Annotated in this window: 16 protein-coding genes and 2 tRNA genes; 8 read left to right on the forward strand and 10 right to left on the reverse strand. The window is 42.3% G+C overall.

Annotated elements, in window-relative coordinates:
* Positions 1 to 805 precede the first annotated feature (805 nt).
* Positions 806 to 1,831, reverse strand: a complete 1,026-nt coding sequence (locus tag SJY28_RS06710) for a purine-nucleoside phosphorylase (RefSeq protein WP_379543880.1) — start codon at positions 1,829 to 1,831, stop codon at positions 806 to 808.
* Positions 1,832 to 2,295: 464 nt separating this feature from the next.
* Between SJY28_RS06710 and SJY28_RS06715 the strand changes: the two genes are divergently transcribed.
* The 5 genes from SJY28_RS06715 (at position 2,296) to SJY28_RS06735 (ending at position 6,385) form a co-directional block, all read left to right on the forward strand.
* The gene (locus SJY28_RS06715) at positions 2,296 to 2,751 is read left to right on the forward strand and encodes an SRPBCC family protein (protein ID WP_379543881.1); all 456 of its coding nucleotides are present in this window, start codon (positions 2,296 to 2,298) and stop codon (positions 2,749 to 2,751) included.
* A gap of 212 nt (positions 2,752 to 2,963) precedes the next feature.
* A complete protein-coding gene (locus SJY28_RS06720) occupies positions 2,964 to 4,541 on the forward strand; it encodes a DUF262 domain-containing protein (protein WP_379543882.1) in 1,578 nt (525 codons plus the stop codon).
* Positions 4,542 to 4,715: 174 nt separating this feature from the next.
* Positions 4,716 to 5,129, forward strand: a complete 414-nt coding sequence (locus SJY28_RS06725) for an OsmC family protein (protein ID WP_379543883.1) — start codon at positions 4,716 to 4,718, stop codon at positions 5,127 to 5,129.
* Position 5,130: 1 nt separating this feature from the next.
* Positions 5,131 to 5,595 carry a flavodoxin family protein gene (locus SJY28_RS06730; RefSeq protein ID WP_379543884.1) on the forward strand — a complete coding sequence of 155 codons (465 nt, stop codon included), beginning with the start codon at positions 5,131 to 5,133 and terminating at the stop codon, positions 5,593 to 5,595.
* A 100-nt stretch (positions 5,596 to 5,695) separates the two neighbouring features.
* A complete protein-coding gene (locus SJY28_RS06735) occupies positions 5,696 to 6,385 on the forward strand; it encodes a DUF938 domain-containing protein (protein ID WP_379543885.1) in 690 nt (229 codons plus the stop codon).
* A 102-nt stretch (positions 6,386 to 6,487) separates the two neighbouring features.
* Here SJY28_RS06735 and SJY28_RS06740 read toward each other — a convergent pair whose 3' ends face one another.
* The gene (locus SJY28_RS06740) at positions 6,488 to 7,279 is read right to left on the reverse strand and encodes a dienelactone hydrolase family protein (RefSeq protein WP_379543886.1); all 792 of its coding nucleotides are present in this window, start codon (positions 7,277 to 7,279) and stop codon (positions 6,488 to 6,490) included.
* A 560-nt stretch (positions 7,280 to 7,839) separates the two neighbouring features.
* Between SJY28_RS06740 and SJY28_RS06745 the strand changes: the two genes are divergently transcribed.
* Together SJY28_RS06745 and SJY28_RS06750 are read left to right on the forward strand one after the other, a co-directional pair.
* On the forward strand, positions 7,840 to 9,927 hold the full coding sequence (locus tag SJY28_RS06745) for a catalase (RefSeq protein WP_379543887.1): 2,088 nt from the start codon (positions 7,840 to 7,842) through the stop codon (positions 9,925 to 9,927).
* A 311-nt stretch (positions 9,928 to 10,238) separates the two neighbouring features.
* On the forward strand, positions 10,239 to 11,027 hold the full coding sequence (locus tag SJY28_RS06750) for an MBL fold metallo-hydrolase (protein ID WP_379543888.1): 789 nt from the start codon (positions 10,239 to 10,241) through the stop codon (positions 11,025 to 11,027).
* A 100-nt stretch (positions 11,028 to 11,127) separates the two neighbouring features.
* Here the strand turns inward: SJY28_RS06750 and SJY28_RS06755 are convergent.
* The 7 genes from SJY28_RS06755 to leuS form a co-directional block, all read right to left on the reverse strand.
* Positions 11,128 to 11,203, reverse strand: a tRNA-Lys gene (locus SJY28_RS06755).
* A 159-nt stretch (positions 11,204 to 11,362) separates the two neighbouring features.
* Positions 11,363 to 11,438, reverse strand: a tRNA-Lys gene (locus tag SJY28_RS06760).
* Positions 11,439 to 11,632: 194 nt separating this feature from the next.
* On the reverse strand, positions 11,633 to 13,582 hold the full coding sequence (locus tag SJY28_RS06765) for a MacB family efflux pump subunit (RefSeq protein ID WP_379544947.1): 1,950 nt from the start codon (positions 13,580 to 13,582) through the stop codon (positions 11,633 to 11,635).
* Positions 13,583 to 13,869: 287 nt separating this feature from the next.
* A complete protein-coding gene (locus SJY28_RS06770; protein ID WP_379543889.1) occupies positions 13,870 to 15,195 on the reverse strand; it encodes an efflux RND transporter periplasmic adaptor subunit in 1,326 nt (441 codons plus the stop codon).
* Positions 15,196 to 15,497: 302 nt separating this feature from the next.
* Entirely contained in the window at positions 15,498 to 16,598 is a 1,101-nt protein-coding gene (locus SJY28_RS06775) for a DNA polymerase III subunit delta (RefSeq protein ID WP_379543890.1), read from the reverse strand.
* Between the two features lie 162 nt (positions 16,599 to 16,760).
* Positions 16,761 to 17,474, reverse strand: coding sequence for a hypothetical protein (locus SJY28_RS06780; protein WP_379543891.1), 714 nt, complete (start codon positions 17,472 to 17,474; stop codon positions 16,761 to 16,763).
* A 66-nt stretch (positions 17,475 to 17,540) separates the two neighbouring features.
* Positions 17,541 to 20,228, reverse strand: coding sequence for a leucine--tRNA ligase (gene leuS / locus SJY28_RS06785; RefSeq protein WP_379543892.1), 2,688 nt, complete (start codon positions 20,226 to 20,228; stop codon positions 17,541 to 17,543).
* A 226-nt stretch (positions 20,229 to 20,454) separates the two neighbouring features.
* Here leuS and SJY28_RS06790 point away from each other — a divergent pair, with 226 nt between their 5' ends.
* The gene (locus SJY28_RS06790; protein ID WP_379543893.1) at positions 20,455 to 20,832 is read left to right on the forward strand and encodes a Spx/MgsR family RNA polymerase-binding regulatory protein; all 378 of its coding nucleotides are present in this window, start codon (positions 20,455 to 20,457) and stop codon (positions 20,830 to 20,832) included.
* A 127-nt stretch (positions 20,833 to 20,959) separates the two neighbouring features.
* On the opposite strand, the gene argB is transcribed toward SJY28_RS06790, so the two are convergent.
* Entirely contained in the window at positions 20,960 to 21,871 is a 912-nt protein-coding gene (gene argB / locus SJY28_RS06795) for an acetylglutamate kinase (RefSeq protein WP_057758912.1), read from the reverse strand.
* Positions 21,872 to 21,898 lie beyond the last annotated feature (27 nt).

A 21,898-nucleotide genomic window follows, 5' to 3' on the forward strand; every position in this document is an offset into this window, starting at 1 on the left:
GTAACGACTGTCTGGGAGACAGTCGTCCGCAGCGCAAGACGAAAGGCTATGCCTATAGATAGCTCTTGCGCTGCCTAGCAAAACAATGCTTTTCCTTAACAGTGCTCTTCTCGTTCGTCAGCTCTCTATTCTAAATAAAGCCCTCTTCGCGTTAGCAAAGGGGGCTTTTCTTTATCTAACATTAAAAATTATTTTGCCAATCCTATAACGTATATGCGAACCTTACTACTTACAGAACCATAGATGTTTTCATTGCGTATGTACTATTTTAAAGCTAAACCCGTGCCCTAAGACGAAATAAATATCTATTATTAGGCAAGACTATGCCGTTGAATCTAACCAAATGTATTAAACTATACCTAGCCAGTAGAGTTTATAAGCGATAAACAACACCACAATATTCGTTTCCATCTTTTAGTATGCTAAAGGAGAGAGCTGTAAGGTATTAATATTGGGATAAGAAGTACCTTTTACTGCAAGTGATGCAGTATTTTTAACACTTAGCAGAGTGGCACTGTCATCTTTTGAGTAATTCAAATAGAGTGAGAAAACTCGCTGAATATTAAATACAGGTCTATATCAAGGATGAATCTTGTAGTTTACTTAATCGTATGCTATCTAATGAGCGTAAGCGGATAGAGGGTTTAATTATTTTCTAATGAAGCTGTAGTGGAGAGCTATATTGGTAGTAAATCTATAAGCCATAGTAGTTCCCAGAATGAGCGTAAACCCATTCTAGAAACTACTTACTGACTGCTAACTATTAACTGTTTGTTGTACTACTTAAAATTTATCTTGGAGTTCTTTATTCTTCTTTGAATTCTGGCACACCTTTTTCCCAGACATCCCAGTTATCAACGATGTGATCGACAGTTTTTGAACCTACTAGCACGATATTTTCTACTGTCTCTGCAAAACCACCAGCTGTTTCTCCTGGCGCTGGATCTAGATGTTGAAGCGTAGTCTCATTTGGATTACCTTGGTCAAAATTCACTGCACCACGTAAGCTCATTATGCGTTCAATACCTACCGTTCTATTAAGTACTTGTGCTATTGCAGCGGCTTCCATTTCAGTGATAATGTAATCATCTGCATTATATAATTCAGCGATGTATTGCGCTTGTTTTGACAACCCTGGACCGTGAAAAAAGGTATCTCCCGTCATATGAGTGCCTACGGTTATAGCTGGGCTCCGTCGCGCTGCTGCATCAGGATATTTCATTCGATATGCGCTGGCTTCTTTTGAATCTTTTAAAGCAACTGACTGACTGAGATGTAGATTCCATTTTAGCAGTTCAGAGTTAAGTTGATATCGGCGAATATCTTCATAGCCTTTGCGGGGTGTAAACGTAGGTGCACCTTTTTCACCTTCTTCGGCTTTCCAGCGATGACCTAAGTCATAATCTACAAGCCAAGACGCCCAGCTTACATCACCTATCGTACCTTTACTCGGTGGTGTTCCTGCGACACCGCTTAGAACGAAGTAGCTTTTGCTAAAGTCAAATTTAGGAGAAAGTGTAATTGCTTGCATGGATGCTGAAGATCCTACTTTACCCATCCCTAATACCGAACCACAGACACCTTCTGAGTTACAATAAACTGGGCTATGAGCGCCTTCTACTTTTATAGGCTTACTATCTGTAAAGTATTGATTATACCAATGCTGAAATTCGCCTGCTTTATCTCCGCTATTTTCACCAATTTCAAACATCGCTGCGATAAATACCTTTACTTGGATTTTATCTTGATGAGTTTCAGCTTGTGCATTACTGCAAAACATAAGTATCATGGTAAAAATAGATAAATGAAAAAAATGTTTTTTTATAAACATATGGGACGCCTATTTAAAGTATTTGTGTCTGGATTCATAATTTAATTAGCAATAACTAAAAAATTTGCTAAAACTAAATAAATGCTTATATATATCCAATATAGAATAGCATAATCTATAGATAGGCTGGAGCGCTTGGCCAGTGTAGAGGGTTTGGCAAGAGTTTTTGGTTGGAACAGATTTTCCTTTTTTACTAATTTTATTTAACTATTTACGCTGTGCAGTTGGTTTTTTCGATAAAAGATTTCTGCTAGTGACTATTGGACTGGATCTTCACTATTATTTGGCACTTAATAGCGACTCATACTATTTATGCTTTTCGTTATTTTAGGGCTTACTCATTCTACTGTTAGGTTATCGGATATATATTTTAGTGTGATTTAGATAAATAGACATTTTTTCTGCCACACATTTTAGCCCTCTGCTTTGTTGAGGGGTTACTTACTACAGTATTTTCTAAAAAAATGAAAACAATAAAACGCTCTATTAAAATTAATTTAAGTCAGAATTATGTATTTGAAGTTACTCAAGACTATTACATAAGATTAGACTGGGACCCTTATTTGAATGAAGCTAGGCTTTTAGGCAATTCACAGAATGCTGGTATTGGCGAAGAATCATATTGTAAAAATAAACTGGGGATGGTTATGGTTTCCAAGTATATATCTTACAAAAGTCCAGATGTGGCAGCAGTAAAAATGATAAAAGGTCCAAGAATACTTGAAAAGTTTAGCGGTGCTTGGAATGTAAAGAGCACTGGTATCGGAGAGTCTTTGGTTATCTTTACTTACAATTATGAATTAAAAGGTAAAGTATTTAATAAGCTATTTGGTCCTATTAGTGCCTTGATTTTTGGATGGGAAATGCAGGTTCGCTTGAATAATTTGAAGAGGTACTGTGAACGGAATAATGTTCTATAAGTTGTTTAGTGCGCTCTAGTTGTCGTTTTAGCCTAAAAGTAATGTTTATAGTCATATTATAAAAATAATAGACTCATATCTAGCCCCCTTTGCTAACGCAATGGGGGTTTTTCTTTGTTCGGAATTTAGTGGTTGAGTTATATTGGCACAAATACCAACAAGTGTAGAATAGTGTATTATGATGAATCTATGATCTTTAGTTAAGGAAATTTATGGCTGCCAAGTCTAACTTAGTAAATCTTGATGCAATGATAAAAAGAGCTGATTTTGCACATAGACAGGATGAAAATTCATCTTTTGAAACTTTTAATAGTATTCCTGCAAGAGAGTTAGCTACAGGAAGCCCGATAGTAGCTTTGCTCAGGAAGCCAGATTTTCAAAGAGAGACTAATCATTGGACGCCAAATCAGGTTGTATCTTTGCTTGAATGCTATATTAATGGTGATTTGATACCTTCAGTAATCTTATGGATGTCACCTTCATATTTATTTGTGATTGATGGTGGCCATAGATTGAGTGTTATTCGAGCTTGGATGGAAGACGATTACGGTGATGGCTATATATCGCATAAACTATTTGGTCATGATATATCGATTGAACAAAAGAAAGCTGCGGACAAGACTAGAAAGTTAGTAAAAGAACAGATAGGAACCTGGAGTTACTATAAAAGCCTTTTGGATGATAATGATAATAATGATATAACGGCCGAGCAAAGAAGAAAGCTTACTACTTTAACCGCTCGTGGATTACCTGTGCAATGGGTTAAGGGTGATACTAATAAAGCTGAAACATCGTTTTTTAATATCAATATGAAAGGAACTCCATTAGATACACTTGAGGAACTACTATTAAGAAATCGTAAAAAACCTGTTCCTATCGCTGCGAGAGCAATAATTAGGGCAGGCAAAGGGCATCGTTATTGGTCTTTGTTTGATGAGGAAAAAGCAGGAAAAATAGAAGAGCAGTCGCTTAAATTACATCGACTTTTATTTGATCCTGAAATTAAGAAACCTATTAAAACATTAGACCTTCCCCTCAGCGGGTCAAAAGGCATACGAACTGCGCTCCAGATACTAATTGAGTTTATTGCTATATCGAATTCAAACCAACAAGACGGTATAACTAAATTGGAAGACTATCCAGACGATATTAATGGAGATGGGACACTAAACGTATTGAAAAAAACAATAAATTTAGCTTCTAGGATAACGGGGAATGATCGTGGTAGCTTAGGGCTTCATCCGGCAATATATTTCTATGGTCCTACAGGTCGTCATTCAAGTGCTATGTTTCTTGGAGCGGCGTCTCTTTTTAATGAAAAATTAGATCAAAATAATAAAATGTTTTTTACTAAATTTACAAACGTTAGAGCCGAGTTAGAAGATATTTTGATCCTAAATAAAGAACTGATAGCTACAGTTTTGCAAAAACATATGAGTCATAAGCGCATCAACATATTTAAAGAATTATTAGAGAAAATAATACAACATTTATCTGAAAGTAAAGAAGTGAGTCAAGACGATCTAATCCTGTTTGCTCAGTTAGATGGAAAGCTAATTTCTGGTGATTCTCAAAGTAACAACTCTAGAATTACAGAAGAGCAGAAAAGCAAGTTATTTATAAATATCGCTTTGAATAATGCTCTTACGTGTCCTATTTGTAAGGGTTATTTAGATGTCGATAAATCTGTATCCTATGACCATATTGAAAGAGTTAGAGAGGGTGGTGATGGTCGTGCTGAAAACGTTCAACTTACGCACCCATATTGTAACCAGTCCATTAAACAATAATGGGTGCTTGTGATACCTTGTTTAAACTCTATATATGGAATATTTATATAACAATTTCCATGTCGAAATTTTCACGTTTTGGCTAATGAGTTTAAAGCACTTACTCTTTATCTCTGAGCTACTTAAAATATTCTAAAGTGATTCAAGCTAAAAAAAACTACCAAAGAGAGTCCCATGACCACCTCAAAAGTAACCTACCAAGGCAATTTACGTACCCAAGCTATCCATCTACAGTCGAATAATCAAATCATTACCGACGCGCCGACGGACAATCATGGCAAGGGTGAGGCGTTTTCTCCTACTGATTTGCTAGCGACCAGTTTGGGCAGTTGTATCTTAACGATTATTGGTATCAAAGCCGAAGCGATGGATATCGATATCTCAGGTACGACCGCAGAAGTCACCAAAGTCATGGCGGCGAAACCAAGGCGTGTGAGTGAAATACATATTGTGGTCAATTTCTCAAAGGCATTGGACGAGAGTACCTTAAAGCGATTTTATAAAACCGCGTTGACCTGCCCAGTAGGCAATAGCTTGGATCCTGCTATTACTCAAAACTTAGTGTTTAACAATGGCACAGAAGCCTAATATGTCTACTAAGACTTTACTCATCGTCGCTCATGCACCATCACCCAATACTCAGAAATTGGCGCAGGCAGCTTATGACGGTGCCAATCATCCTGATATAGATATCAACGTCATTTTGAAATCACCTCAGGATACGCAGCCTGAGGATGTGTTGACTGCTGATGCCTTGCTATTAGGTACGACCGAAAATCTGGCGTATATGGCAGGGCTGACCAAGGACTTTTTTGACCGTTGCTATTATCCCGTGTTAGAAGAAAAGCAAGGTATGCCGTTTGCGGTATATATACGGGCAGGGCATGATGGTACAGGTACCAAGCTTGCGCTCAAAACGATTACAACGGGGCTACGTTGGTCATGGATTCAAGAGGCGCTGATACTACAAGGCGATTGGCAAGATAGCTTTGCTGAGCAAGTAGAAGAGCTTGCTATGACCTTGGCTGCTGGGGTAGAGGCAGGTATTTATTAGTTGTGAGTTGTTTGGCGGGCATCAGGTCAGTATTAGGCAGTGCTTGTCCATCTACTGCTATCAATACTGAGAGCATAACAAACAGTCTGGGAGAATAGTTATGCAAGACGATAATCTGGATAGTGATAATCCAAATAATAAAGTAGATATCTCTGCATTGCCGTTTTCTCAAGCGTGTGAGAATAATAAACAGCCTATTCTAGAAGTACTTCAAACAGAGCTACAAGGCTTTAGTCATGTGCTAGAGATTGGCTCTGGGACAGGTCAGCATAGCGTTTACTTTACGCTTAATCTGCCTGAGATACAGTGGCAAACTAGCGATGTGATTAGTAATCATCGCCATATAATCGCTTGGCATAATGCGTATCCTGCACCTAATTTATATTTGCCATTAGCGTTTGATTTGGCGCAAGACTCTGTACCTGTTAGTAGTCATTTAAATAGTAGTCATTTAGATAGCAGTTATGTAGACAAACCTTACGATGTGATATTTACGGCCAATACTTTGCATATCATTAGCTGGGCTTTGGTGGAGCGGTTATTTACATTGGCTAGTGATGCGCTACCTGTTGACGGTAAGTTGATTATATATGGCCCATTTAACGAGAATGGTAACTATACCAGTGAGGGGAATCAGCGATTTGATGCGATGTTGAGAGCAGGTAATCCTGATAGTGGCATTCGCGATAAAGAAGATGTCGTTAGTTTAGCAAATGCTCATCATCTACAATTTTCTAAAACGTATGCGATGCCTGCTAATAATCAGCTATTGGTATTTCGAAAGAATTAAATGCTTAAGATTGTATAAAAAAAGACACCTCAATGGATCGTTATCAGATCTTAATTGAGGTGTCTTTTTATTTGGGTTTTCTTATTTTTTTATACTATTAGTCTATTTATATTCTTCTGCTAAAAAATCCAAGTAACGTTTCCAAGAGCGTTCATCGGCGCGTGCATCATATCTATCGCTGCCAAATACGCTAAAGGCATGTGGCGCGCCGCTGTAGGTAACCATTTCGTGAGGTATCTTGGCTGCTTCTAATGTCTTGCCCAAAGTCGCAAAGCTCTCTAGCGAGACAGATTGGTCAGCAGAGCCATGGAATACTAGGATTTCTCCCGTAGTTTTGTCATAGCTTTGACCGGTTGGAATGTCAAAGGCACCGTGGAAGGGTACAAAGGCTTTTTGCTCAAAACCTGAGCGTGCTAGCTCTAACGCAACCGTACCGCCGAAACAATATCCCATGGTCGTGCCTTTACGCACATCATTGCCTTGTAGTTGTCCTGCCGTTAATGCCCCTGCCAATATGCGGCGCATTTTATTACGATCATCATATAGCTCCCCAGTTAGGCGTTTGTTTTCTTCGATAGAAGTAGGACGAATGCCTTGTCCAAACATATCGGCCGCCAATACGTTGTAGCCTTCAGCCGCTAACATGTCAGCACGTTTGCGCTCATAGTCAGTTAGACCATCCCAATCATGAATCAATAAGATAAAAGGTGCATTAGCTTTGTCCGCCTTAGCGTAATAGCCTTCGTACACTTTATCATCGACCGTATAGGTCACGTTTTTGGTCGTGATAGCAGCAGCCGTTTGACTGAACGTTAATGCCATTAGACCCATTGACGCGCCTACTAGCAATGAGTGATAAGGTTTTTTAATCGGGGAGCTTAGAGTTGGTAACATGGTAGGTAGCCTTATAGTTATATAAAAAATAGTCGCATCATCAAATCCCTATAAATCCGTTACATCGTCATCCTCGCTAACCATACTAATGTATAGCTTGCGCTCGGTTTTCTTGTATCGAAATTATTTGAATCCAACGATATAAAGAAGATAAATATAAGGCTAAAACCCTGCCAATTTATTTATCAATAGTCTCTAGTACTGCATAAAAAGCATACCTTAAAGAATAACTACATTACAAGATTCTATTGTTAACGTTTATGCGCCTTTAAGACCATCTAAAGTAGTCGCTTTATAGCATCTATAAACGTTAACTAAATATCAACAAGGTTTACTATATACGCAACTATATTTGACTTATTTTTTGGGTAGTATAACTCCTAAGCCTATTATTCCTTTACGAATTTTAGTGCGGTATCAATTTAACGCTTGGCAATGCTGGAAACACAGACAAATAAATGACAGATGAAGTCACCACGATCTCAAAGGATATCAAACCTGTGTAGGCACTCTTTTAATGATCTAAAAGAGCACTCTCAATCTATTAGCTAGGACTTTTTATGAATAATAATATCGATCATACGGACCCCGCCAAAAACATGAATACGGAACGTGGCAATGGTGGCGAAACCCATCAGCGTGCAGGCGACGACACTAAAGTATTAACCACGCAGCAAGGTGTGGCAATCGCTGATAATCAAAACTCTCTAAAAGCAGGCTCACGTGGACCGACGCTGTTAGAGGATTTTGTATTACGTGAAAAAATCAATCATTTTGACCATGAGCGTATCCCTGAGCGTATCGTCCATGCTCGAGGTAGTGCCGCACACGGTTATTTTGAGCTGACAGAGTCACTAGAAGAATATACGACTGCCAAAGTGTTGACCGAAACAGGTAAGCAAACGCCACTTTTTACGCGTTTCTCAACGGTAGCGGGTAATAAAGGCTCAAAAGACACGCCACGTGATGTTCGCGGTTTTGCTGTGAAAATGTATACAGAAGAAGGTAACTGGGATATCGTTGGTAACAATATGCCAATCTTCTTTATTCAAGATGCAATGAAGTTTCCAGATTTGATTCATGCAGTAAAACCAGAACCAGATCGCGGTTTCCCGCAAGCGGCCTCCGCCCATGATACATTTTGGGATTTTGTCTCATTAAGCCCTGAAACCATGCACAACCTAATTTGGCTAATGAGTGATCGCGGTTTACCACGTAGCCTACGTATGATGGAAGGTTTTGGTATTCATAGCTATCGCTTAATCAACAAAGACGGTAAGAGTACCTTTGTACGTTTCCATTGGAAGCCAGTACTAGGCGTACAGTCAACCACATGGGATGAAGCAGTAAAAATCTCAGGTGCTGATCCTGACTATCATCGCCGTGATTTGTTTGAGTCAATTAATAATGGCGACTATCCTGAATGGGAGTTTGGCGTACAGTTATTTACTGAAGAAGAAGCCAACGAATTCCCATTTGACCATCTCGATGCGACCAAACTGATTCCAGAAGAGTTGGTGCCAGTGAAAGTCGTGGGTAAGATGGTATTGAACCGTTATCCAGATAATTTCTTTGCAGAGACTGAGCAGGTGGCATTCTGCCCATCGCATTTACCACCGGGTGTTGACTTTAGTAATGACCCATTATTACAAGGTCGTTTGTTCAGTTATCTAGACACGCAGCTATCACGTCTAGGTTCGCCAAACTTTGCCCAGATTCCTATCAATGCACCAAAATGTCCGTTTGCTAACAATCAGCAAGATGGTCATATGCAGATGCAAGTGCCTAAGACACGTGTACTCTATGAGCCACAAAGCCTAGATCCAACTCGCCCTCGTGAAAGCGCTAAACGTGGTTTCAACTCATTCCATGAGCAACTAGATGATGGCGTAAAAGGTCGCGTCCGTGACGAGAGCTTTGCAGATCATTATAGTCAGCCACGTATGTTCTACCGTAGTCAGACAGCAACTGAGCAAGCACATATCGCAACCGCTTATGCGTTTGAGCTAGGTAAAGTAGATACAGCCCATGTACGTACGCGTATGCTTAGCCATTTGATTCATATCGATGAAGACTTGGCCAATCGCGTAGCGACTGCACTGGGTATGGAGCTACCAGAGCCAGCTGACGCAGCTGCACCTGTCCAAGACTTGGGAACCTCTAAAGCGGTACAAACTATTGGCCTAACGCCTGATAGCTTAAAAGGTCGCATGATTGGTATCTTAGTTGCAGAAGGTTCTAATAGTAGTGAAGTCAAAAAATTCGAAGATGCTGCCAAAGCGCAGGGTGCTAGTGTCAAGATTGTAGCGCCTAACAAAGAAGTCGTATTGGATGATGGTACACGTATACAAGCTGATGAGCGCCTCGCTGGTGGTCCGTCAGTGATGTTTGATGCCGTCGTTAGTATCATCATGCCTGACCAAGCTAAAAAGCTCGCAAAAGACAGTTCAGCATTAGATTGGTTCAACGACGCGTACAACCATTGCAAAGCCATCGCCTATTGCGGCGCGACTGATGAATTTATCCTAAGTAAACTTCCAGTTGAAAAAGATGAATTTGTGACGCCATTGGCTGAGCTAGATGCCTTTATCAGCAATGCTAAGTCTCGTCTATGGGAACGTGAGCCAAAGGTTCGTGACCTTGCATAGTCGATAAATAGGTAATTTACGAATTATCTAAATACTAAATGTTTTCTCAAACCCAGCCTAAGTGCTGGGTTTTTGCTTTTTATTGGTAAGGTGAGAATTGCCACGTATAAAACTATGTATACAGGTTCTAATCGTTCTTTATTAAGAATTATTAGTTGCACCGTCTTTGTGTGCCGCATCGCTTCTATATATAGTCACAAGCGTTCACCCAAAGTCGTTTTATTTGTGGTGACGGGCGCTATACTAAAGATTGGCTATAAAACTGAACAAAAGCCTCACAATAATAACGACGAATGAGGTAGGGAACACCAATGAGTCTATGTGAAATTGTACGTTTAGAAGGATATATCCAGAGTAGCTATCTGGCAGTATATCCAGATAAAATAATGCTGTTAGATGGCTGCTGCCGTGCTGATGTACCGATGGTGCTTGACTATATCAAGTCGACGTTAAAACGACCTATCACCGATCTAAAAGTAGTAGTGGTCACGCATATGCATCCGGATCATGCAGGTGGTGCGAATAAGTTTCGAGAAAAGACTGATTGTCTAATTGTCTCAGCAGATAAAAAAAAGCAATGGTATAGCGGTATTGGCGGGCACACGATGCACTTCGTAGATATACATCTAGGATATTATGTGGCCAGACGTCAAGGTAAACCATTTAAAAACCTATATTACTCGGCAAGTCTGAAACCAGATATCACTGTCACAGATGGCGAGCTTGTGCCACATTTTGATGAATGGCAAGTATTAGAGACGCCAGGTCACACGGATCGTGATTTGTCTTTGTTTCACCTGCCCAGTCGCGAAGTATACACTGCTGATTTAATCATTAAATTGCGCCATAAGTTCGTAGCGCCATTTCCTGTCTACTATCCTAAAGATTATGTCCAGTCGCTAAAAAAAATCAGAGCATTGCAACCGTCAATGGTGATGATGGCACATGGACGAGAGCTGGCGATGAGTGAGGCAGAGTTTGATGAGTTTATCGCTCATGCGCCCAAGCATCCACGTACCATCAAGGATACGATCAGACATAAACTACTATGGCGCAAGAGAGATAACTTTCGACTGTTTAAACGTAAGCATAATAAGTAGAGGTATATAAAAGTTAAGAAACTAATAGCTAAAAAAACGTTTAAAAAGCTCAGACGAAAAAAAGCCCAATTACTAAGATAGTAACTGGGCTTTCTAAATATGGTGGGCTGTCCGCGACTCGAACGCGGGACCAATTGATTAAAAGTCAACTGCTCTACCAACTGAGCTAACAGCCCTGAAGAGTATATAAAAAAGCGATGCTTTCTAACTCTGCAAGAGAAAATTCTAACTAAAGAACTTTCTAAAACTAAACATCTTAACGATGTCTTTTAAACTTACCTTTATTAGTCTACTACCGGATAGGGTAGAACGATTAATAAAGATTAAACTAAATATGGTGGGCTGTCCGCGACTCGAACGCGGGACCAATTGATTAAAAGTCAACTGCTCTACCAACTGAGCTAACAGCCCTAACGTTTAAAGTGTTTGTATCCCTAAACGTGAGAGCACATTATATATATTATTATGACAATTACAACCCCACATGATAAAAAAAGTGTAATTCTCTTATAAAATTGCCAATTTATTCCAGTTTCTTTAAATTTTTGCCATTATATCGATATTGACTGCTCTATTTCTGTCTAAAGCGAGTCAATAATCGATTATTAGTCTCGAGAAAGTGCTTCAACAGGATCTAATTTGGCAGCATTACGTGCTGGCAAGAATCCAAATACCACACCAATTAACGTCGAACAAACAAAAGCGGCAATAATAGAGGTTGATGAATAGATAACTTTGAAATTATCACCGCCCACACTATTAATCAGCTCACCAATGGCAAAGGCCAGTCCGATACCAATCAGTCCCCCTAAAATACAGACCAAAACGGCCTCAATGAGGAACTGCTGCATGATATCGCTCTGACGCGCGCCCACTGCCATACGTACGCCAATCTCGTTGGTACGTTCGGTGACAGAGACTAGCATGATGTTCATGACCCCAATACCGCCGACGATCAATGAAATAACCGCGACTGATGAAATAAGCAGGGTCATCGTGCCCGTCGTCGACTCGATCGTTTGACGGATAGAGTCTGAATTGCGCAACTCAAAGTCATCTTTACCATGGCGACTCTCTATTAAGTCAGAGATGGCCGTCTCTGCGGCGCTAGAAGAGATACTGTCATCTAACAACGCTACAAAGCGGTCGATATTGGTACTACCCGTGACGCGCGACATCACCGTCGTATAAGGCATATAGATAGTAGGCGTCGTCACACTGGGGCCAAAGCCACCATCACTCTCTTCGAGGACGCCAATCACGCGCCCAGGCACACTACCAACCAGTATCACTTCACCGATAGGATTATCAACATCTGAGAAAAAGGTCTGCTTAGCATTGTCATCGATGATGATATCTTGACTACGTAATGTGACGCTTTTTGCATCAAACCCTTGGCCCAATGCCAATGTCTCACCAGTGACGGTTAGGTAGTCTTCACCAACGCCGTTGACGGTAGCATCCTCCTGTATACTACGATAGCGCACGCTCGAGTTGGCATTTACCTGAGGGCTGACGCTGATAATATAGGGCTGGTTGCCGACCGCTTCTGCGTCTTCTGGGGTCAGGTTGTCATCATTGTAACGGCGTCTAGGGTCGCCTCTAGGATAGCCATCATTGACGGTAATGGTATTAGTACCTAACGAGCTGATATTGGCGAGGATTTGCTGCTGAGAGCCTTGTCCAAGACCTACGATAGATACAACCGCAGCGATACCGATGATAATGCCGAGCATGGTCAGTAGGGTACGCATCTTATGCGCGCGCATAGCAAGCAAAGACATCTTAAACGCTTCAAGCAATCGATCTATAAAGCTACTAAAGGCACTTTTACGATGTTCACCAAGGATAGACTCTGGCTTTTTGTCTGTGTGCTTGTAATGCTCAGTTTGATAGTCAGCGATGACATAGCCATCTTTTAGTTCAATCACACGCTCCGCTTGTGCCGCCAGCTTTGGATCATGCGTGACCATGATAATGGTATGACCTTGTGCGCTGAGGTCATGCAAAATCGCCATGACGTCTTCGCCAGACTTACTGTCTAGGGCACCCGTTGGCTCATCTGCTAAGATTACGTCACCACCATTCATCAGTGCACGAGCAACAGAAACACGCTGCTGCTGTCCACCTGAGAGCTGATTGGGACGGTTATTGACCTTACTACCAAGGCCTAAATCCGTTAATAGCTTCTCAGCACGATTGGTGCGTGCCTCGGTATCCATACCCGCATACACGGCAGGAACGGCGACATTATCTTTGGCACTGATATCACCAAGCAAATGGTAGCGCTGAAAAATAAAACCAAAATGCTCACGGCGTAGCTCTGCCAACTGATCGGCGTCAAGCTTACGAGCGGACTGACCATAAATTTTATAATCGCCAGCAGTGGCTTGATCTAAGCAGCCTAAGATATTCATCAAGGTGGACTTACCAGAGCCTGACTGTCCAATGATGGCAACCATCTCACCTTGATTGATAGTTAGATTGATATCATGCAAGACACGAATGGTTTGCTCACCAGCAGGGAACTCTCTGATAATGCCAGACAGCTCCATAATGGGCTGGCCTGATGCAGGATGGTTAGCAGTATTGGTTTTTGCCAAGTTATCTGAGTTATCCAAATTGTCTAAATTATCTAAGTTGTTTGAAGGATTAGCAGAAGTCTGTGACCCTAAGTTTTGAGCCGTACTATTTTCAGAGCTATCTTCAGTCGACGGTTTAGGAGATTGAGATATAGTCATAGCAGTGTCTTTAATAAAGGCTAATAAGCGTTATAGTGTTGTTATGAAAGGGCTGCGATATTTAACAAGCCCTTTTTTATTCAACATAGTCAAAGAACAAGTTACATTCGAGGTCCACCAGGGATACGGCCGCTACCTGATTTCTTACCGCTTTCTTCACTGATGATGACTTCTTCCCCTTCTTTTAAACCACTTAAGATCTGCGCATTTACTCGGTTATCGATACCGACTTCTACAGTACGCTCTTCTACGGTTCCGTCCTCTTTTAATACACGTACAAACTTGCCCGTGGCTGCTTTGCCTTTTTCTTTACCTTTAGAGCGTTTTTCTTGTATCACTGTTGACGGTACTAATAGCGCATTTTTGGCTTCATTGACGATGATATAAATCTGCGCCGTCATATCAATTCGGAACAAGCGGTCGGGGTTCGGTACTTCTACGTAGCCGACATAATAGATAGCAGCGTCTGTCGAGCTGGTGCTACTGATCTGCTCTGGGGCAGGTTCGATAGCAGTCAACGTCGCATCATACTGCTGGTCTGGATTACCGATGATATTAAAATAAGCGGGCATACCAGCATTGACGTTAATGACATCAGCTTCGGAGATTTGCGCGTTGATACGTACGGTCGATAAATCTGCTAGCGTTACTAGTGTAGGCGCTGTTTGGTTGGCGTTGACCGTAGTGCCTTGCTCAGTCGTAATAGAAACGACAGTACCTGATATCGGGGCGCGAATCGTGGTATAGCTCAAATCTTCTTCAGCAGTACTGACGTTGGTTCGTGATTTGCGTAATGCTGCTTGTTGGCTGTTGATATTGGCTTCGGTGGTCGCAATCGCTGCTTTTGCTGTATCGATAGCTGCACGTGCATTGGCAACCGCTGCTTTTGCGGTCTCGACACTGGTTGCTTGCGTGTCATATTCTTGCTGCGAGATGGCGTCGATAGCGACTAAGTCTTGCAAACGCGCAAAATCAGACTGTGCTTGTTTGAGCTCAGACTGACGGCTGGCAAGATCAGCATAGGCACTTTTTAGACTGGCTTGTTTGCTTAACGATTCTGCTTGAGCACTTTGTAGCGCAGCTTCGCTTTGTTCAAGACTGGCTTGCTCATTACTCAGGCTGTTCTTCTGAGTCACTTGATCAATCTGCGCAATCAAATCGCCTTGCTTAACTTCGTCACCGACTTCAACATACAGGCGTTTTACTTCACCAGACACCTGTGCCCCTACATCGACGGTATTTAACGCTTTTACTTTACCGGATGCCATGACATTGTTTTCAATATCACCGACTTCGACTGTTGCGGTTAAATAGTTAGGTGTGGCTTCTTCTGGTTTTAAAAAAGTATAGGCCAAAGCCCCTAATGCTACGATAATTAAGGCAATAACACCCCATTTGATAGCAGACTTTTTGCTTATTTTGCGCATGACAACAATCCAATCACAATTAAATCAAGTGTAGATATAGTAGAGACTTCACCTACAAAAGGGAATGGAAATTAGTTTACGAAAGGTTAAGGTAGCCAAGAATAGAGACAGGTACAGAAAAGAAATGCTTACTAAAAATCAATAAAACGGAGATTATAGGAGAATAAGATAGGGTAGTAGAATCTGGATTTATAGCGTTTAAATGTATAAACCAATAAGAAAAACGTATAGATCAGTAAGAGAAGAGATGGATAACTCGTGGCTAAGCGCAACAATAAAAGGTGGTGACAAGTGGCTCAGTCTTAGCGCATAGCAAATAAACGCTTACCTGCGAGCTCCAATGCTGCTTGCAATAATAGCTCCCATGCTGGCTGGCGAATAAGTCCTTTAATAGCTTGGTCACAGCGGTAAAGCAGGGCAGGCCATTCGGCCGTGTGCGTTTTTGACTGACGACGGCAGGCTTGTTTGTACAACCCTTGCTTACTACGCCAAATGCCTAATGCTTGAGGGTCTTGACCGTCCATAAGTTGGATAATTTGACGCATGTCTTTGCTAATAGCCCAGAGTACTAAAGTAGTAGGCTCGTCGGTTGACTTTAGCTGAAACATAATTTTGGCAACCTGCGTACTATTGCCCGCGAGCATCGCATCAGACAAATCAAACACGCTAAATTGGGCGTCGCTGACCAACGCTGCTTGTAGGTCTGCAATATCTAATGCCACATTATTCACAGGTTGTGAAAAGCTATTAGATTGTTCGGTACTTGTGTCATTAGCACTATCTTCACTAGTACTGTTATTAGCAACTAGCTGCGGTGCAAACAGGTAGGACAGTCGCCATAGGGTTTGATAAGCACTTAGCAAATGATGCTCAGTGTGTGACATGAGTAGCTGCCACGCTTCTTGAGACAGTCGTAAGCCAAACTTCTGAGCTTGTATTTGTAGTAGCTGTTGGCGCTGCTGCTCATTGTATAAATTGCAATCGATGACATTGCCATATTGTGCAAAAGGAGCAAACCATTTGCTGCTTTGGCTGCGTTTGTCTTGCTTAGGTGTGAGCCACAACACACTATGACCGTGTGTGCCAGCTTGTGCCTCGACCGCAAAACGTTCCAGCTCGGCGATAACTGCTTTGTCAGGTTTATGGTTGCCCGTCACGATTAAGGCACTGGCATCATCAAATAGAGACTGGCTGCCAAGCTCAGACAGTACTTCTTGCCAGCTTTTGACAGAAATTAGCTCTATACGTTTGATTGCATAGTTCTGCGCGCGCCAGTGTGGACGCAGCGCATCTATCAACCATTGACTCAGCAGTGGCTCGTCACCGTGCGCTAGCCACAAGCCCGCTACCGCAACGGAAGGCTGCAGTAGTTTTGGATAGGCTTTTATGAAAGTATTTTGCATAGCGTGGTGTTACACAGGTTGATGAGCGTGTAATACCAATTCCAAAAATATGATCAGCAGTGTCAAGCTAGCTTAGCCTACTTAAAGTAGTACATGCACTTGCTTATTTTGCTACTCATACTTCTAGAAATGGTATCGTTTGATAATCAGAACAACTAACTCTTACGGTTGTGGTACGACGACAACGGTTGGTGTCACACCTTTATTCATTTGCACAGATTGTTTGGCAGCAGGTGCGACTTTTGGAAGCGAGATTGCGACATATTGGTCAGTGATACGGCGTGCTAAAGTATCATAGAGCCAATCACGTGTCTGATCGCCTTGCTGATCGTCAGTACTAACAGATGCTTCGTTGTACTGGTAGCTTCGCTCAACCTGAATGGGGTTGCTTAGTGTTACAGGCTTGCCATTTTCCATCGTTTGATAGCTGACATCTGCTGATAGTACCAAGCGAATCTCTGTTAATACGCCAACCAATTCGTAACGCTTAAAACGTACATTACGGATGTCGATAGCGGCAATAGACTCAGCCCCTGCTTGTTGGTTATTGCGGGCAACTTCTTCCGAGCTGATATTACTAATAACATCGACACCTAACGTCTTTAGGCGGCGCGTCAATGGTAGTTTCAGCGGGAATGAGGTGCGATTGTCTTCGATAATAACTGCTGTTTTTTCGACGTCAAGCAGCATCGCTGAGTCGTAGCCACGCAGCTGAAAGCCGCAGCCGCTAAGAGCAGCGGCTGCACCTACCACTGCAAACATTGGCAGCGTGGCAAGTAAGACTGCTCCGAGCTTTTGGCCATGGGACTTTTTATTAGCTAGGCTGTTTGCACTTAATTCTGGTTGCGCCTGCTCAGCTCGATGCTTGTATGACATAAACGCTATCCTCATATGATAAGAAGGCTTAGAACACTAAGCCTAAAATACTTAGCTCAAGATACCTCAGCCTACAACCACGATGTTAACCAGTTTGTTAGGAACGACGATTTCTTTTTTGATCTCGCCCGTGATGAATTTTGCCACGCTTTCCATAGTGCGAGCTTGCTCTTTTAGCTGCTCAGGATCGCTGTTTGGTGCGACATCCATCTTACCACGCATCTTACCATTGACCTGTACCACCATCGTGATCATGTCCTGTACCAGCGCACTTTCATCCACGGTTGGGTAGTCCAACGTTAAGGTATCAAGACCTAGCTGCTCAAGCAGATGCTCGCCAACGTGCGGCGCATATACAGACAGCATAATCAGCAGATTGGTCAATGCTTCGTGTTTGACGTGCAGCTCTTGCTCATTACTCGCATTAAAGCCAGTCAGCTCATTAGCAAGTTCCATTAGGCTTGATACTGGCGTGTTCAATGCCAGACGATCACCCAAATCACTATCAATCTTAGCAATTGTTTCGTGCGTTTTACGGCGTAAGTTTTTGGCTTCTTTGCTCAATCCGTCTGTGTTCAAGGTAGCACTATTAAGCGTATCAATGCTGATATTGGCGGCTGTTAGCGCTTGCATATGGTCGGTTGCAATACGCCATACTTTCTTCACAAAGTTATAAGGGCCTTTTAGCGCGTCGTCTGACCATTCAAGCGTTTGATCCGCAGGCGCAGTAAATAGCGTATATAAACGAACCGTATCAGCACCATATTTATCAATGGTTAGCTGTGGATCGACACCGTTATTTTTTGATTTAGACATTTTTTCGATTTTGCCAATCGTCACTGGCTGGCCGTCTGACTTCAAGATAGCTTTAATGGGTTGACCACGTTCGTTGAAGTCAATATCGATATCTTCTGCAAAGTAGTAAGTCGTACTGCCATCCGCATTGACGCGGTAGAACGTACCAGCGAGCACCATGCCTTGGGTCATTAGGTTGGCAAATGGCTCATCACCTGTGACTAAGTTTTCGTCACGCATCAGCTTATGGAAGAAGCGTGCATACAACAGATGCATCACCGCATGCTCGACACCGCCGACGTATTGATCGACTGGCAACCATTTATTGGCAGCAGATTTATTGACCATGTTTTGCGCATCATTTGGGCTAGCAAAGCGTGCATAGTACCAGCTAGACTCTACAAAGGTATCAAAGGTATCGGTCTCACGCTCAGCAGGGTTGCCACATTTAGGACAAGTAGTATTGACAAATTCTGGGATATTTTTAAGTGGGTTACCGCGACCGTCAGGTACGACGTCGGTTGGCAACACAACTGGTAAGTCTTGCTCTTCAACAGGTACCGTACCACAATGCTCACAGTTGATCATTGGGATAGGGCAACCCCAATAGCGCTGGCGAGAGACACCCCAATCACGTAGGCGATACTGGATCTTTTTCTTAGCCAGCTCTTTTGGCTCAAGCTTAGCTAGCATTGCTTCAAATGCTTGCTCAAAATTTAGACCGTCAAACTCACCTGAATTAACCAAAGTGTTGCGTTCAGTATAAGCAAGATTCACTTCACTATCGTTCGCTTTGGCATCTGCTTTTAGCTCATCAAAGTAACCTTCAGGGGTATTGATGACCTGTTTGATTGGTAGGTCGTACTTAACCGCAAACTCATAATCACGCTCATCGTGAGCAGGTACCGCCATGACTGCGCCTGAGCCGTAGCTCATTAGCACATAGTTGGCAACCCACACTGGAACTTCTTCACCAGTTAAAGGATGCGTCACAGTGAGGCCTGTATCCATACCGATTTTTTCAGCTTTGGCCAAATCAGCTTCAGCTACTGAGCCTTTTTTACATAATGCACAGAATTGAGCGATTGCGTCATCTTGCTCAGAGGCATACTGTGCAAGTGGATGCTCTGCGGCAACAGCAACATAAGTCACACCCATCAAGGTATCAGGACGAGTGGTGAACACATCTAAGGTGTTTTCTTCACCAGCAAGCTCATAAGGGAAGTGGACTTCCATACCGGCACTACGACCAATCCAGTTGCGCTGCATGGTTAGTACTTCAGACGGCCAGTGACCTTCTAGCTGATCCAAATCATCCAATAGCTCATCAGCATAGTCAGTGATGTTGAAGTAGTACATAGGGATGTCGCGCTTTTCGACGGCAGCTCCACTACGCCAGCCTTTGCCATCGATGACCTGCTCGTTTGCTAAAACAGTGTTGTCAACAGGATCCCAGTTGACCGTCGATAGCTTTTTGTAGACCAAGCCTTTTTTGTACAATTGCAAGAATAACCACTGCTCCCACTGATAATACTCAGGGCTACAAGTGGCAAATTCACGTGACCAATCAATAGACAGGCCTAGCAATTTAAGCTGTGCACGCATGCTGTCAATGTTGGCAAATGTCCATGCCGCAGGTGGCGTCTGGTTAGCAATCGCTGCGTTTTCTGCTGGCAAGCCAAAACCATCCCAACCCATTGGCTGCATGACTTCATAGCCTTTTAGGCGATAATAACGACTTAATACGTCAGAAATCGTATAGTTACGGACGTGGCCCATATGCAGCTTGCCACTTGGATAAGGGAACATTGATAGCATGTAACGACTTGGCTTGTTGCTTGGCTCATTGCTTACTTCAAAGCGCTTGTCAGTTGCCCATTTGGTTTGCTGCGCGGCTTCTATCGCTTGCGGGTTGTAATAGTTGTTTTCTGTTTGGTCTGCTGTCACGGCGTTGCTCATAGTCGGCTCGAAATTGGTTGATACTGATTTGTTTAATACGGATTTGTTTAATACTGATCAAAATAGGTGGAATTTGACAATGCCATAGCATAGCGTAATTTGGCGAAAATTGCGACGATATGATGCAGTTGCTTAATAGGTTTGACGATTAAAAGTAATGCATTCTCTATATCCAGTCAGCCTTAGGTATAATAGACAAATTAATGAATATTTATGAGGATTTATCATGACCATCACCATTTACGGTATCAAGTCTTGTAGCACGATGAAAAAAGCGTTTACTAAGCTAAACGATCTAGATGTCAGCTATGATTTTCACGATTATAAAAAGCAAGGTATTGATAAAGATACAGTACAGCGCTGGGTAAGTGAGCTAGGTATCGACAAAGTGCTTAATAAGCGCGGTACGACGTGGCGCAAGCTAGACGATAGTCAAAAGCAGGCAGCTGATGCTAATGTAGACAACGCGATAGGTTTACTCGTGGAAAATAACAGTATGATTAAACGTCCGATTGTAGAAGGTCAGTCGGCAGATAAAGATAAAGATCAAGCAGTATTACTATGCGGCTTCGATGAAGCGGAGTTTGATAAAGTTTTTTCGTAAAATTGAGCTATAAAAACTAAGCTAGGCTGATTATTAAAGATAAAAATGCATAAAAAAGCCCGAGCGTTTATATCAACTCGGGCTTTTCTACATTTAGCTTTCTTACATTTAACATTGCTAGATTTTGCTAGCTCAATGATGAATCTATTTCTCGACTGATGAGCGTACCAACCCCTTCGTTGGTAAAAATCTCAAGCAAGGTCGCATGAGGGACACGGCCATCAACGATTACCGCGCTTTTGACGCCGCTACGTACCGCATCAAGCGCACATTGAATCTTAGGAATCATGCCGCCTGAGATAGTGCCATCTTCGATTAAGCTATCGACTTTCTTTGGCGTGAGTCCAGTTACCACTTCGCCATCACGGCCCAATACACCTTTGATATTGGTTAATAGCATCAGCTTTTCTGCTTGTAAAAATTCCGCTACTTTACCTGCAACGAGATCAGCATTGATATTATAGGTATTGCCTTCAGCGTCAACGCCAAGTGGCGCGATTACAGGGATAAAATCAGAGGCAATTAACATGTTAATCACGTCTTTATTGACGCTGACCACATCACCGACGAATCCTAAATCAACTGGTACAGCAATACCGTCTGCGCCAATTTTTTCCATCATCAGTTTTTTTGCTTGAATCAAGTTAGCATCTTTACCTGTAAGACCAATCGCGCGACCGCCGTGTTTGTTAATCAAGCTAACAATCGATTTGTTGACGCTACCGCCCAAGACCATTTCTACGATATCCATGGTGCTTTTGTCAGTGACACGCATTCCATCGATACGGTCTGATTGACGGCCGAGCTCTTTTAGGAGATTGTCAACTTGCGGGCCACCACCATGTACGACTACTGGGTGCATACCGACGGTCTTTAGCAAAACAATATCACGAGCAAATGAGCTCTCAAGCTCAGGGTCGGTCATGGCGTTGCCGCCGTATTTTACGACGATGAGTTTATCAACAAAACGCTGGATATAGGGCAGAGCAGTGGTCAATACTTCAGCGGTGTTTTTGGCATCATCTAAATTAAGCGTCATTACAAACTCCTAAGGGCCGGTTTTAAA

It is taken from the genome of Psychrobacter sp. R86515 (assembly GCF_042466315.1).
Classification (GTDB): Bacteria; Pseudomonadota; Gammaproteobacteria; order Pseudomonadales; family Moraxellaceae; genus Psychrobacter.